General features: G+C 66.2%; 16 protein-coding genes. 4 read left to right on the top strand and 12 right to left on the bottom strand.

The genetic code is table 11. The features are described 5' to 3' along the window. Nucleotides 1-103: 103 nt before the first annotated feature. The 3 genes from LTV02_RS23875 (at nucleotide 104) to LTV02_RS23870 (ending at nucleotide 1167) form a co-directional block, all read left to right on the top strand. Nucleotides 104-319: an MbtH family protein gene (locus tag LTV02_RS23875; RefSeq protein WP_067710398.1), complete on the top strand. Its 216-nt coding sequence runs from the start codon at nucleotides 104-106 to the stop codon at nucleotides 317-319. A 158-nt stretch (nucleotides 320-477) separates the two neighbouring features. After that, nucleotides 478-600, top strand: a complete 123-nt coding sequence (locus tag LTV02_RS39325; RefSeq protein WP_269821557.1) for a hypothetical protein — start codon at nucleotides 478-480, stop codon at nucleotides 598-600. 354 nt (nucleotides 601-954) lie between these two features. Beyond that, nucleotides 955-1167: a hypothetical protein gene (locus tag LTV02_RS23870; protein ID WP_067710195.1), complete on the top strand. Its 213-nt coding sequence runs from the start codon at nucleotides 955-957 to the stop codon at nucleotides 1165-1167. 18 nt (nucleotides 1168-1185) lie between these two features. Here LTV02_RS23870 and LTV02_RS23865 read toward each other — a convergent pair whose 3' ends face one another. From LTV02_RS23865 to LTV02_RS23810, 12 genes are read right to left on the bottom strand one after another with little or no spacing between them, the layout of a single operon-like run. Then, entirely contained in the window at nucleotides 1186-2400 is a 1215-nt protein-coding gene (locus LTV02_RS23865) for a TetR/AcrR family transcriptional regulator (protein ID WP_233033982.1), read from the bottom strand. Between the two features lie 56 nt (nucleotides 2401-2456). Continuing rightward, nucleotides 2457-3194: a hypothetical protein gene (locus tag LTV02_RS23860; RefSeq protein ID WP_233033980.1), complete on the bottom strand. Its 738-nt coding sequence runs from the start codon at nucleotides 3192-3194 to the stop codon at nucleotides 2457-2459. An 11-nt stretch (nucleotides 3195-3205) separates the two neighbouring features. Next, nucleotides 3206-4384, bottom strand: a complete 1179-nt coding sequence (locus LTV02_RS23855) for an MCE family protein (RefSeq protein ID WP_067710200.1) — start codon at nucleotides 4382-4384, stop codon at nucleotides 3206-3208. Further along, complete coding sequence (locus LTV02_RS23850; RefSeq protein WP_233033979.1) at nucleotides 4381-5505, bottom strand: MCE family protein; 1125 nt, start codon at nucleotides 5503-5505, stop codon at nucleotides 4381-4383. Before LTV02_RS23850 ends, LTV02_RS23855 begins: the two co-directional genes overlap by 4 nt. A gap of 23 nt (nucleotides 5506-5528) precedes the next feature. After that, nucleotides 5529-6638 carry an MCE family protein gene (locus LTV02_RS23845; RefSeq protein ID WP_233033977.1) on the bottom strand — a complete coding sequence of 370 codons (1110 nt, stop codon included), beginning with the start codon at nucleotides 6636-6638 and terminating at the stop codon, nucleotides 5529-5531. After that, on the bottom strand, nucleotides 6635-7618 hold the full coding sequence (locus LTV02_RS23840) for an MCE family protein (RefSeq protein ID WP_233033975.1): 984 nt from the start codon (nucleotides 7616-7618) through the stop codon (nucleotides 6635-6637). The genes LTV02_RS23845 and LTV02_RS23840 overlap by 4 nt, the downstream gene beginning before the upstream one ends. Beyond that, complete coding sequence (locus LTV02_RS23835; protein WP_233033973.1) at nucleotides 7615-8637, bottom strand: MlaD family protein; 1023 nt, start codon at nucleotides 8635-8637, stop codon at nucleotides 7615-7617. Before LTV02_RS23835 ends, LTV02_RS23840 begins: the two co-directional genes overlap by 4 nt. Further along, nucleotides 8634-9698 carry an MlaD family protein gene (locus LTV02_RS23830; protein WP_084534779.1) on the bottom strand — a complete coding sequence of 355 codons (1065 nt, stop codon included), beginning with the start codon at nucleotides 9696-9698 and terminating at the stop codon, nucleotides 8634-8636. The genes LTV02_RS23835 and LTV02_RS23830 overlap by 4 nt, the downstream gene beginning before the upstream one ends. A gap of 5 nt (nucleotides 9699-9703) precedes the next feature. Next, nucleotides 9704-10567, bottom strand: a complete 864-nt coding sequence (locus LTV02_RS23825) for an ABC transporter permease (RefSeq protein WP_233033971.1) — start codon at nucleotides 10565-10567, stop codon at nucleotides 9704-9706. Then, nucleotides 10568-11410 carry an MlaE family ABC transporter permease gene (locus LTV02_RS23820; RefSeq protein ID WP_408639255.1) on the bottom strand — a complete coding sequence of 281 codons (843 nt, stop codon included), beginning with the start codon at nucleotides 11408-11410 and terminating at the stop codon, nucleotides 10568-10570. 12 nt (nucleotides 11411-11422) lie between these two features. Continuing rightward, nucleotides 11423-11611 carry a hypothetical protein gene (locus LTV02_RS23815; protein WP_233033969.1) on the bottom strand — a complete coding sequence of 63 codons (189 nt, stop codon included), beginning with the start codon at nucleotides 11609-11611 and terminating at the stop codon, nucleotides 11423-11425. Continuing rightward, nucleotides 11611-11835 (bottom strand): hypothetical protein, encoded by a 225-nt coding sequence (locus LTV02_RS23810; RefSeq protein ID WP_067710214.1) that lies wholly within the window; start codon nucleotides 11833-11835, stop codon nucleotides 11611-11613. Before LTV02_RS23810 ends, LTV02_RS23815 begins: the two co-directional genes overlap by 1 nt. Before the next feature lie 225 nt (nucleotides 11836-12060). Here LTV02_RS23810 and LTV02_RS23805 point away from each other — a divergent pair, with 225 nt between their 5' ends. Next, complete coding sequence (locus LTV02_RS23805) at nucleotides 12061-12504, top strand: SRPBCC family protein (RefSeq protein WP_067710216.1); 444 nt, start codon at nucleotides 12061-12063, stop codon at nucleotides 12502-12504. The last annotated feature ends 24 nt before the right edge of the window (nucleotides 12505-12528 follow it).

The raw sequence follows: 12528 nt of genomic DNA, 5'->3' as shown, positions 1-12528 counted from the left end.
CCGCGTGATTCGCCGGAATGCGATGCGTTCCGGCGAACCCTGCGGTAGATTCTGAAATACATCGTTTTCACAGTGTGCTGTGTCGGTGAAGAAAGGCAATTCGATGAGCAATCCCTTCGACAACGAAGACGCTCAGTTCTACGTGCTGGTCAACGAGGAAGCGCAGCATTCCCTCTGGCCGGTCTTCGCCGCCGTTCCCGGTGGCTGGACCATCGCCACCGGACCAGCCCGTCGAGCCGACTGCCTCGACTATGTGGAGTCGCATTGGACCGATATGCGCCCGGCCTCGCTGGTCGAGGCGATGTCGGAATCCGAATAAACCCCCTCACGAAAGGAGACGTCCATGGAAGGCGTCGACATCGCTGCCATCCTCACCCAGGTCCTGGCCTTTCTCGCCAGCGGATCGTCCATCAACTACAACCCCAAGCTCGCCTGATCACCTGAAATAGTCTGCGCTGTAAAGGAACAAACTCCACCATGGATCTCGGTAGCTCCGGCTTCAACTCCCTCCTGTCGGCCATCGCCCACCTGATCGGCTCCGGCTCGGGCATCTCCGTAACCCAGCCCACCCCCACGCCGACCCCCACTCCCACAGTCTGAGGCTCCCCATGCAAAGTGGAAGCGCCGTAGACAATTTCCTCGGAGTGCTGGCGAAGATGCTGGGTACCGGCTCCTCGTTCACCTTCCCCCCGATCACCCTGCCGACGCCGACGGCATAGATCGACCGAAGCTTCCGGCCGCCAGCGCATCCCGCCTGGCGGCCGTTCCTCGTCCCCGGCCACCGGGTGGGGCAGCGCGAAAACCACGGCACTTCCCGCCGAAGTCGGTACCAGATTCATTTCCGGTTAATTCGACTCGCCCGGCGTGAATCCTGCAATGGCGAATGTTCGGCAAATATATTTAGGCTCAAGATCAGCTTGATCGCCGCGATTGAACGAAGCGGAGAGGGAAAGCATGAGCCTGAACGATATGGCCGAACCGCGCAGTATCGGTCTGTACTGGGACCGTGACGGGGATATCTGGCAGCGTGAGGACGCCGGGTGGCGCCTCATCCTCCAGAGCGGAGTATCGGTCGATCCGATTTCCTTGTGGGAGTGGGACAGCGGACATGTGCGGGACTATGCCCCGTTCACGCCCGTGTCCGTTTTCGCCGCCGCCGGGGCGTAACCCGGAGCGGACGCCGCCTCAATCCCGGGGCGCGACGCCGAACAGAATGACCTCCATGAGCCGAATCACGCGCTGCTGCGGGCAGATTCGCTGATTGTCGCCGAATACCCGGCCGAGGTCCACCACCAGGCCGAACGCGGCCTGCACCAGGATGCGGGCCTCGCCCTCGGAGAGTTCCGGGCGGACCGCCACCAGCAGCCGGACCCATTCGGCGACGATCAGCCGCTGCACATTGCGGAGCATGGTGCGTTCTTCGGCCGAGACATGGCCGAATTCGGCGTAGTAGACGTAGGTGAGCTCACGTTCGGCGAACGAGCCCGCCACATAGAGGTCGACCAGCTTGGTCAGCGCCTCGGCGGGCGTCGACGAGGACGCCACCGCGGGGCCGATCGCGCCCGACACCCGATCGGCCGCGCGGCGGAAGGCGGCGGCCAGCAGGTCGCCCTTGCTGCGGTAATAGCGGTAGACGGCCGAGGCCGCCGACAGATCCGCCGCCGCGGCGATGTCCTCCACGCTCACATTGGGATACCCGCGCTCGTGGAACAGCTCCACGGCCTTCTTCAGCAGCAGTTCGTGCTTGAAGGACAGCGGGATCTCCACCGCGCGCGGAGCGCTCGAATCCGTGCCCGGCGGCGGCAGTTCCGCGTCCAGCACGGCATCGCAGGCCGAATGCAGCAGCGCCGTCAGCGTTTTCACCGGCAGCGCCGCGTGATGGTCGCCCACGCTGGAGATCACCGACAGCAGCGTGACCGCCCGCACCGCCCGATCGGTTTCCTCGAGCTCGGGCCGCACCGCCGCGATCAACTCGCGCAGCGAACTCAGGGCCGCCGCGAACTGCTCGTCCAGGGTGGCGCGATCGGTCGCGTCGAGATACCGCAGTTCCCACCGCACCAGCGTCACCGTCGCCCGATTCGCGATGGTCTCCGCGATGATCCGGTCCAGCACCGCGTCCAGCCGCGCCCGCGGCTCCAGCCCGGCCGTCTCCTCCGCCGGCGTCGCCGAGGCCACGGTCAGCGCCCCGAGCCGCAGCACTTCCTCCCGGAACAGCGCGTACTTGCTCGGATAGTGCCGATACAGTGCCGCCGAGGAGATCCCGAGCTTGGCGGCGATGTCCTCCATGCTCACACCGTGATAGCCCAGCGACCCGAACGCCGCGGCCGAAGTGGCGGCGATCTGGGCGCGCCGGTTCTTCGGACGGCGGCGGATCACACGCTGCTGGGGCTCGGCACTCATGTCGGTAATGGTAGTCACCAGGTCTTTTGCGCCCCTGCCGGGTTGGCGACCACGCGTCACGGGCGCGCCTGTTGCAACAGCGGCGAGTTGACCTTGTTCACCAGCCAGCGATCGCCCTGCCGCTCCAGCCGCATGACCATGGACAACTGGCCCGGCTGAGGTTTGTTCTGGGTACCCAGACTGGTGATGGTCTGGCCGATCACCACGATGGCCTCCGCCGAATCCTTGTCGCCGCTGCGAATGGCGCACTGCACATCCGTACTGGCCGAGGTCACCTGCCCGGCGGTCAGCACCTCGCGCAGATCCTTGCTGGTGGAATCGAACTGCTTGCGCCAATCCCCGGTCGCGCCGTCCAGCACCCCGGCGAAGTAGGTGTCGAGATTCTTGGCATCGTAGGTGGCCAGGACCGGCGCGTACTTGCAGGCGGCGGAGCGCGCGGACTCGTGCGCGTCGAGCAGCGCCTGCTTGTTCTGGCCTTGGACGAAGAAGAACGCACTCGCGCCGATGCTGGCTCCGAGCACGGCCACCGCCGCTACCCGAGCCGCCGTCCTCGTCCTCCCGGCGTGCTTGCGGTCGGGATCTTCCGTTTGGGAACGGTTCATCAGGCGTGAGATTCCGGCCGAAAGCGTGCCGGAACGACGGGCGGCGGGCGCTGCCGTCACCGGTTCGGTTGCGGCAGCTTCGCTCGCAGGTGCCTCGGCTGCCGCTGCTTCGGTCGCCGCTGCTTCGGCCGCGGGCGCTTCGGCTGCCACTGCTTCGGCATCAGCCGGCTTCCCGGCTTCGATCTCGCTCATGTTCGTCGCTCCTATCGCGGCACAGCTGGTTGGGAGAGTTCGTTTCCGGTCGCGCCCGGGGGAGTGGTGACGCCGTTGTCCGGCACGTTCGGGCGCGGCGCGTTGGCCGAGCCGCGCATCTGCAGCGCCGGGTTGTTCGTGACGCAGTAGTTGTAGAGCCGCACCCGGGTGTCCACCATCACCTCGGTCGGCACCACCGGGATGGTGTCGTATTCGCAGGTGGGGCGTGGCCACGGATCGACGAGCGTGTTGTATGCCCCGTCGTGCGCGGGAATCCCGAGCGCTTCGGATCCGACCCGCAGCGCCGGGAACAAGGCCGCGATGGCCGGCGCCCGCAGCTTCGCCGCCTTGGTGATGGCCACGAAGTTCGTCACCAGATCCGTGATGGGGTCCTGGGTTTCGCTCAGGAACCCGCTCAGCGTCGCCAGCTGCCCCGGCCCGTTGGTCAGCAGCGTGCGCAATTCCTGGTCGGCGGCGGCGAATTGGTTGAACAGCGTGCTGCCCGCCCGCGTCAGCGTCCCCAGATCGGGTTGTGCGTGCGAGGTGGTGCCGGCGATGACCTCGAGATTCTCGATGAGCTGCCGGGTCTGCGGCAGCAGATCGGTGAGCCCCGACATGGCCCGGCTGATCCCGGAAACCATATTGCGCAGGCGATCCGGGCCGCCCGCGAGGGCCTTGTCCAGCTCGTCGATGATCACATTGAGCCGGTCCGGGTTCATCCCGCCGATGAAGTCGCTGAGGTTGGCGAACACCGACTGCATGCTCACCGGCACGCTGGTGGCGGTGCGCTGCACCACCGACCCGTCGTGCAGATAGGGCCCGCCGTCGGTGTCCGGCCGGAAGTCCAGGTACTGCTCCCCGGCCGCCGACAGCCGTCCCACCGCCACCGTCCCGCCCACCGGAACCTGTGCGGAGTCATCGATTTCGGCGATGGCGGCCACGCCGTCGCCGGACACCCGCACCTCGTCCACCCGCCCGATCCGGCTGCCCCGGAAGGTCACGTCGTTCCCGGCGGCCAGCCCGCCGGATGCCGCCAGTTCGACGGTGACCCGGTAGGTGTGCGGAATCGGGTTGAACCGCAGCACATATCCGCCGATGTATCCGCTGCCCACGATCAGCACCGCGATCAAACCGAGGTTGGCGACCGCGATGCGATGCCGCACGATCCATTGCCACAGTGGCGGATTCACCGCGCACCGCCCTGCTCCGGACCGGCCGGCGCCGCGGGCGTCGCGCCGCCCGGCTGCTGCGGCGGGCTGGCGAGCCGCCCGAACACCTTCTCCAGCACCTGGGTGAGGCTGCCGATGAACTGTCCCACGTCCCCGACTTCCGGCCAGCGGCTGCCGCTGGGATCGGTGAGCGCGCCCACGCTCAGATACGACACGGTCGCCGCGACGGCCAGCGCCGGTCCGCGCAGGCTCGCCATCAGCGACGGATAGATGGTGTGCAGCCCGGTCAAAGCCCCGGTCAGATTGTCGCCCATCTGCGCGAACCCCGACATGAGCCGCTGAATGCTGGTGAACAGGCTGACGAATTCGGTCCCGGTGGTGTCGCTGAAATCGCCCAGCGCGGTCATGGTGGTGGAGACCTTGGTGAGCAGGTCCACCATTTGCTGATTGTTCTCGGTGAACAGTCCGATGAGCGCCGGGAAGGTGTCGGCGGCGACGCCGAGTTCGGCCTTGCGTTGCGCCAATTCGCCCGCGAGAGTGTTCAATCCGCTCAGCGTCTGGTCGATGTCACCGGTGCGCTGGTTCAAAGCGGTTATCACACCGGTCATTTCGGTGATCAGATGTGACAGCTCCGGTGCGCGTCCCGCGAACATGGAGTCCATCTCCGAGGTGATCCGCGCCGCCTGATTGATGCCACCGCCGTTGAGCAGCAGCGATATCGACATCATGAGCTGTTCGACCGACGCGCCCGCCGAGGTCCGGTCCGTCCCGAGCGTATCGCCCTCGCGCAGTTCCGCTCCCGCTTCCTGCGCCGACGGCAGCGTCATGGCCACGAACATGTCGCCCAGCGGCGTCCCCTGCCGCAGCTCCGCCGTGGTCCCGCGCGGCAGCCGAATGTCTTCGCGGATGAGCATTTCCACGTCGGCGACGAAATTGGTGGTCTTGATCCCGGTCACCACGCCGATATCGGTCCCGCCGATCTTCACGTGCGCCCGATCGGGCAGATTGAGCGCGTCGGTGAAGGAGGCGTGAATGGTGTACCCCGGCCCGCCGATCCCGGGTTTGGGCATGGGCACGTTCGACACCGTGACCGCGCAGCCGCTCGCCGCCGTCAGCGCGGCCGCGGTCACCAGCGCCGCCATTGCAGAAGTCCCTGTCCGCCTGTTCATTTCGTCCCCGTAATGCCCAGCAGCGCCGCCGTCAGCCCGAAGTCCGGCCCGAAGTCGGCGATCTTCCCGGTCCGGCACCCGTCCAGCCGCAACTGGATCCGCTCACAGAACAATGCCAGCGCTTCACCGTCCAGCACGCTCTTGTCCAGCAGCCCGTGCAACCGCAGCGCCTGTTCTTCCCGGCTGGTCGCATTGGACAGGTTCTGGAACATCAGCGGCCCCACGTCCACGATCTCGGTCAGCCCGCGCGCATTGGCCCGCATCTGATTGCTGATCGCCACGAACCGCGTCAGCGCCCCCGCCAGCTGATCCTTGTTGTCCCCCACCAGCGTCGCGGTATTGGTGACGAAGTCGTCCAGCTGCGTCAGCACCGCCTGCAATCCCGGCGCCTGCTCACCCATCAGGTTCACCAGCTCGGTGAGCCGCCCGCTGAAGTCCCGCACCGTCTGGTCGTTGCTCGCGATGATCTGCGTGATCTCGTTCAACTTGATGATCGTGTTGGCGATCTGATCCTTGTTCGCGAAAGTCACCTCGAACGCCGAAGACAACGCATCCAGCGTCTCCCGCAACCGATCCCCATTCCCGTTCAGCAAAGGAAACAACACCCGGCTGGCCATCGGCCCCGTGTCCTTGTCCCCCTTCAACGCCGCCCCCAACTGATCGAAATTCGCCAGAATCCGATCCAGCTCCACCGGAACCCTGGTGCGCTGCAACGGAATATGCGCCCCCGGCGCCAACGTCTCCCCTTCGCCGCTGTAAGCCGGCGCCAACTCCACATGCCGATTGGTAATCAACTGCGGATTCACCAGCGCCGCAATGGCATCCGCCGGTATCCGCACCTCCCGATCCACCGACATCACCACCTCGACATAACTCCCACGCGGCGTAACGGATTCGACCGTCCCCACCGGCACCCCCAGCACATCCACCTCGTTCCCCGCATACAACCCCGCCACATTCTCGAAGTCGGCACTGATCCGCATCCGATCCCCGAGATACTGCTCGGGCAGGGCCGTCAGACTGTCCGGCAGCAGCGAGCATCCGGATCCGATGGTCGCCACGCAGCACAGCGCCGCCACCTTGGCCAGCGAGCGAATCCTGTTCATTTGCACCCCTGTACGGCTTGGGCGAAGCAGAGCCAGTTGTCCGGGAAGATCCACGGCGCGTAGACCTCGCCGTAGGGGCCGTTGCCGAGCACGTTGTTGAACTGGCGCAGGGTGACCGGCATGATTTCGTAGAGTCGGGCCAGGTTGTCGTTGTTCTTGGTGAGGCCCTCGGACATGGTGTTGAGGTTGGCGATCAAGGGGGCGAGTTCGCCGTTGTTCTCCAAACCCATGTCCTGCAAGAGCTTCGAGAGTGAAGCGACATTGTCGAGCAGTTGCCGCAGCAGGGTCTGGCGTTGCTGGACGGCGCTGCCGATCGCCTCGCCGCGGGTCAGGAGCAGCAGGACGCCGTTCTGATTGTCGGCGGCCAGCTGGGCGACCGTGTCCATGCCTTTGAGCAGGGTGTCGACCTCGTCGCGGCGCTCGTTGATGACCTTGGCCAGGGCGCCCACGCTGTCCAGGGCTTGGACGGCGAGTTCAGGCGATGCGCCCATCTGCTGGTTGACCAGGTCGAGGGCTTGCCGCAGCTTGGTGGGGTCGATGCGCTCGATGTGCTCGAAGGACGACTTGTACTTGGGGTCCTGCACCACTTTGCCCAGGTTGTAGGGGACGGTGGTGTTCGCGAGCTCGATCTTGTCGCCGGGCAGGCCCTTGCCGTCGCCGGGGGCGAGGTCCACGTGCAGGCGGCCGAGAATGGTGGACATCTTGATGGCCGCCTTGGCGTCCGGGCCGAGCCGCAGATCCTTGCGGACCTTCATATCGACGCGCACCTTGTCCCCGGCCAGCTTGACCGCCGACACCGACCCGACCTCGATGCCCGAGACGTCCACCGTTGCACCGGAACGCAATCCGGCGGCCTGGGCGAAGTCCGCGTGGATGGTCCGGGAGCCGAGCTGCGCCTGCTTGACGGTGGTGGAGCCGACCAGCAGCAGCACCACGAAGCCCGCCGCCAGCACCCCCACCCGTAGATACCGATTCCTCATCGGCACACCTCCGATTGCGCCGGCCCGCCCACCTGCGAGAACACTCCCGGCGGCAGCGCCACGCCCCACAGCGAGACGTCGAGCCGGCAGATGTAGGCGTTGCCGTAGGTCCCGTAACTGCTGAACCGCGCGATGCCATTGAGCACGTCGGGCAGTTCGATCGCCGCCTGATCCAGCGAAGCGCCGTTCAGCAGCAGCAATGCGATCCCCGCCGTCGCATCGGTCTGCGCCTGCGCCACACCGGGTTTGACCTGCGCGATGATCCGCACCAGGGAGTCGGTCGCGGTGGCCACGTGCGTGACCGAACTCTTGAGGGCGTCGCCCTGCGCGTACAGCGCCTCGGTCAGCGAACGCGCCTGCGTGATAAGCGTTTCCAGCTCCCCGCTGCGATTGGCCAGCCCGGCGATCACGCTGCTGAGATTGCCGACCACATCCCCGAGAATCCGATCCCGCTGCCCGAAGGTCCCGGCCAGCTGCGCCGCCTGCGTGATCAGCGCGCTCAGCGACACCCCGTTGCCCTGCAACGCCTGAATCAACGTCTCCGACAACGAGTTCACCTGATCCGGCTGCAGCACACTGAACAGCGGCTCGAACCCGGACAGCAGCGCCGATACGTCGAACGACGGTTCGGTGTGCTCGAACGGGATCTGCCCGCCCGCCGCGAGCGCCTGCCCGGCGTCCTTGCCCGGCAGGAGCGCGATGTACCGCTGCCCGATCAGGTTCTGGTATCGCACCAGCGCTTTGGTCGTGGTGGTCAGATGCTGATCCGCCTCGATCCGGAAATCCACCCGGGCCCGGTAGTCGTCCGTGAAGTCGATCTTGTCGACCCGTCCGACCCGCACCCCCGCCATCCGGATGTCGTCCCCGACCCGCAACCCGAGCACATCGGAGAACACCGCCGAATAGCTGTCGGTCCGCCCCGGCACCGACCGTTGCAGCGTGGACCAGATGGTGTACGTGAGCACCACCGCGATCACCGCGAAAATTGCGAAGCCCGCCAGGGCCTTTCCCGATTTCAATTGCCACCCCCGCCGCAGCGCGGCCCGGCCAGTTCGCCGTAGTGCGGGCAATCCGCGGCCGTGTACTGCTGGAACGGGGTGAAGGACACGTTCATGCGCCACACCATCTGATTGCGCGGCCCGAACCCGAACGCGCCCTGCAACCGTTGCAGCGCGGTGTTCAGATTGGCCGCCGTGTACGGAATCGCCTGGGGATCCTCGGCGAGGCTGCCGAACAGCTCGTCCAAGCCCGCGACCAGGTATTTGCCGGAATCGGGATTGCGGGCGAAGAGCCCGTTCACCGAGTCCACGGCCGTCGACCCGCCGGTGAGCAGGGCCACCAGCTCGGTGCGCCGCTCGGTCAGCGTGCGCGCGGTGGTCACCGAATTCGACAGCACGTCCACCAGCTCCGGCGCCGACCGGCTCAAAGCGGTGGCCGCCTGCCCCAGATCGCCGAGCAGGTTCCCGATGCCGGGTATCGCGTGCACCTCGGTCAGCCAGGTGTTCAGCCGCTCGATGGTGGACCCCGGCACCCGCGACTGCGGATCCAGCGCCGCCGCGAAGGTGCCCAGCACCCGCCCCAGTTTCTCGGGCTGAATATTGTCGATGACCCGGCGCAGCACGTTCAGCGTGGTCTGCAACTGCACGGTGGCCGCGCTGGTGTCCTCCGGAATGGTGGCCCCCGCGCGCAGGGTGCCGCGCGCGGGCGTGGTGTCCACCAGCTCGACCGCGGTGACGCCGAAGATATTGTTCGGTATCACCCGGGCCGCCACGGTATCCGGAATCATCGCCGCCACACCGGGTTTCAGCGCGATCGAGGCTTCCTGCCGTTCGCCCTTGGCGACCACCTCGACGGTGTCGACCCGGCCCACCACCATGCCCCGGAACTTCACGTCCGCCCGCGTGGGCAGCCCGTCGCCGGTGCTGGTGAGCACGGCGGTCACCGGCACCCGGTCTTCGAACCGCCCGTTGTAGCGCAGCGCCAGCAGATACAGCAGCAGCGCCACCGTGCCGATCAGCGCCAGGCCGGCGAGCGTCAATTGCCGCGCGGTGGCCCCGCGCCCATTGGGATCGAGAATCATCGCGCCTACCCCGAGATCCGGAAGCCGGGGTCGATGCCCCAGATGGCCAGGGTCATGAACAGATTGGTGAAGACCATGACGACGATGACCATCTTGATGGCCCGCCCCGCCGCCACCCCGACGCCTTCCGGCCCGCCGGTGGCGACATAGCCGTAATAGCACTGGATGAACGTCGAGATCATCACGAACAACATGACTTTGAGCAGCGACCAGAACACGTCCGGCCCCAGCAGGAATTGGAAGAAGTAATGGTCGTAGGTGCCGGCCGTGGTGCCGCCCAGCAGCAGCACCGACAGCTTGGTGGCCAGGTAGGCCACCGCCAGCCCCACGCTGTAGAGCGGCACGATGGTCAGCGTCGCCGCGATCATCCGGGTGCTCACCAGGTACGGAAGCGGCCGGATGGCAATGGATTCCAGCGCGTCGATCTCCTCGGAGATGCGCATGGACCCCAATTGCGCGGTGAACCGGCAGCCCGCCTGAATGGCGAAGGCCAGCGTGGCGATGATCGGCGCCAGCTCGCGGGTGGTCGCGAAGCCCGAGATGGCCCCGGTGAGCGGGCTCATGGTGAGCAGGTTCAGCGCTGTGAACGACTCCATGCCGACGGTGATGCCGCCGAATCCGCACAGCGCCACCACCACGCCGATGGTGCCGCCGCCCACGATGAGCGAACCGTTGCCCCAGCCCACATCCGCGGTCAGCCGCAGCACTTCCTTGCGATAGTGCTTCAGCACGAACGGAATCGCGATGAGCGCCTGGAAGAACGTGATGGTCTGATGCCCGAGCCGCTGATTGGCCTGCACCGGCACGGCGAGCGCATTGCCCACCACCCGAACGGGTTTCAGCGCGGGCGGCGTATAGGTGCTGCCCATTCAGATCACCTTCGTCGGGAACAGCGTGTTGTACAGCTGGGTGAGGATGATGTTGGTGGCGAAGAGCATGAGCGCCGAGGACACCACCGCGGAGTTCACCGCATTGGCCACCCCGCCCGGACCGCCGTGCGCGTGTAATCCGGTGTCGCAGGCGATGATCGCGGTGATGACGCCGAAGATGGCGGCCTTGATCAGCGCGATGACCAGGTCGTTGGCCACCGCGAAGGACGCGAACGACCCGATGAACGAGCCCGGGGTGCCCTGCTGGGCATACACATTGAACAGATACGCGGTCGCGAACCCCACGAACACGATGAACCCGCACAACAGCATGCTCACCAGCACCGCCGCCAGCAGCCGCGGCGCGACCAGCCGGCGCACCGGATCCACGCCCATCACCCGCATGGCGTCGATCTCCTCGCGAATGGTGCGCGAGCCGAGATCGGCGGTGATGGCCGAGCCGACCGCCCCCGCGATCATGAGCGAGGTGACCAGCGGCGCGCCCTGCCGGATGATGCCCAGCCCGGCCACCGCCCCGATGAAGGTGGTCGCGCCGACCTGATTCACCAGTGCGCCCACCTGAATCGACACCACCACGGCGATGGGTATGGCCACCAGCACCGTCGGCGCGGCCGACACGCTGGTCATGAACGCGCACTGTTTGATGAACTCCCGATACGGGAAGCGCCGCCGCACCAGCGCCAGCACCAGTTGCGCGATCGCCTCCCGGCCCAGCAGCACCTGCCGCCCGAGCGTTTCCAGCGACCGCTGCGGATGCCGTTTCCACAGCCCGCCCGCGCTCTCGGAAATCGTTCGCAGTTCACCGCTTTCGATGATCGCCACGCCTGTTCCCCCCTACGCCAGGTCTTCGAGTTGCCGTTGCAGCAGCACCAGCGCGACGCCCAGGACCGCGATACCGGCCGCCACGGCGCTGAGCACCGCCACCCAGAGCGCCACGCGGAAAACGGGATTCACCCGCTTGCGGCCACCGAGCACTTTGATGCCCTCGACGAGGAGGTCGATGAGCCAGACCAGAATCATCATTACGTCATGCACACATTCGAGAAGGTGAGCACCGGCCAGCACACGATCGATCCGAGGAACGAGATGATCACGTCGAGTCCGTGCTGCTGTTTCAGGTGCGAAGTGTGGGTGAGCGTCCAGATGACGCCGACGATCCCGTAGGGGACGCCGAGCAGGATCAGCGTGCCGAGGAACTCGGACACCTTCATCTCGTAACTCAGTATTCGATCGAGTCGTCGGAGCATGGTGACGTATGTTACTCACGATTCTTGCGAGTTCCGACGCTTTTCTTGAAGTTGTTTTGGTTCTTGACCCGCTTCGATCCGGGTCTTATGTTATGGAGTATTCATAATTGAATGCAGGTCGTCCCGGATCCGGGGCCCAGGCGCCCGCCCGGCAATCGCGCCCCGGCCGCCCGCCGATCTCGTAGGCTGCGCAGAGGTTCGAGCGGGAACGAGAACGGAGCCGGTATGCGCACGGTGGTCATCGAACGCACCATCCACGCACCACGGCCCGATGTGTTCGACTGGTTCACCGATGCCACCAATTACCAACGGGTTCCGTTCGTCCGGCGGGTCACGCTGGTGCGGCCGGGGGATACCCGCAGTCACGGGGCCGGAGCCGTGCGGCTCATCGTCACGCCGCTGCTGCGGATCACCGAGGAGATCGTGGAGTACTCGCCGCCGGAGCTGATGCGCTACCGGTTGCTGAATTCCGTTCCGCCGCTGCGGCATCAAGAGGGATACATGTCTTTCGCGGAGGTTTCCGCCGGTACTCGGGTGCGGTGGTTCTCCACCTTCGAGATCGCCTCGCCGGTGCTGGCGGGATTCTTCACCGCCGTGTTCGCCCCGGCCATTCACGGCGGGTTCGTGATGGTGTTTCGCACCGCGGAGCGTGAGCTCCGCGGTGCGTGAAACCTATTGGTTCTGAGAGGTTCT

This window comes from Nocardia yamanashiensis, assembly GCF_021183565.1.
GTDB classification, from domain to species: Bacteria; Actinomycetota; Actinomycetes; order Mycobacteriales; family Mycobacteriaceae; genus Nocardia; species Nocardia yamanashiensis.
The sequence above is the reverse complement of the archived record's forward strand: the minus strand, read 5'-3'. Positions and strand labels throughout refer to the sequence as shown.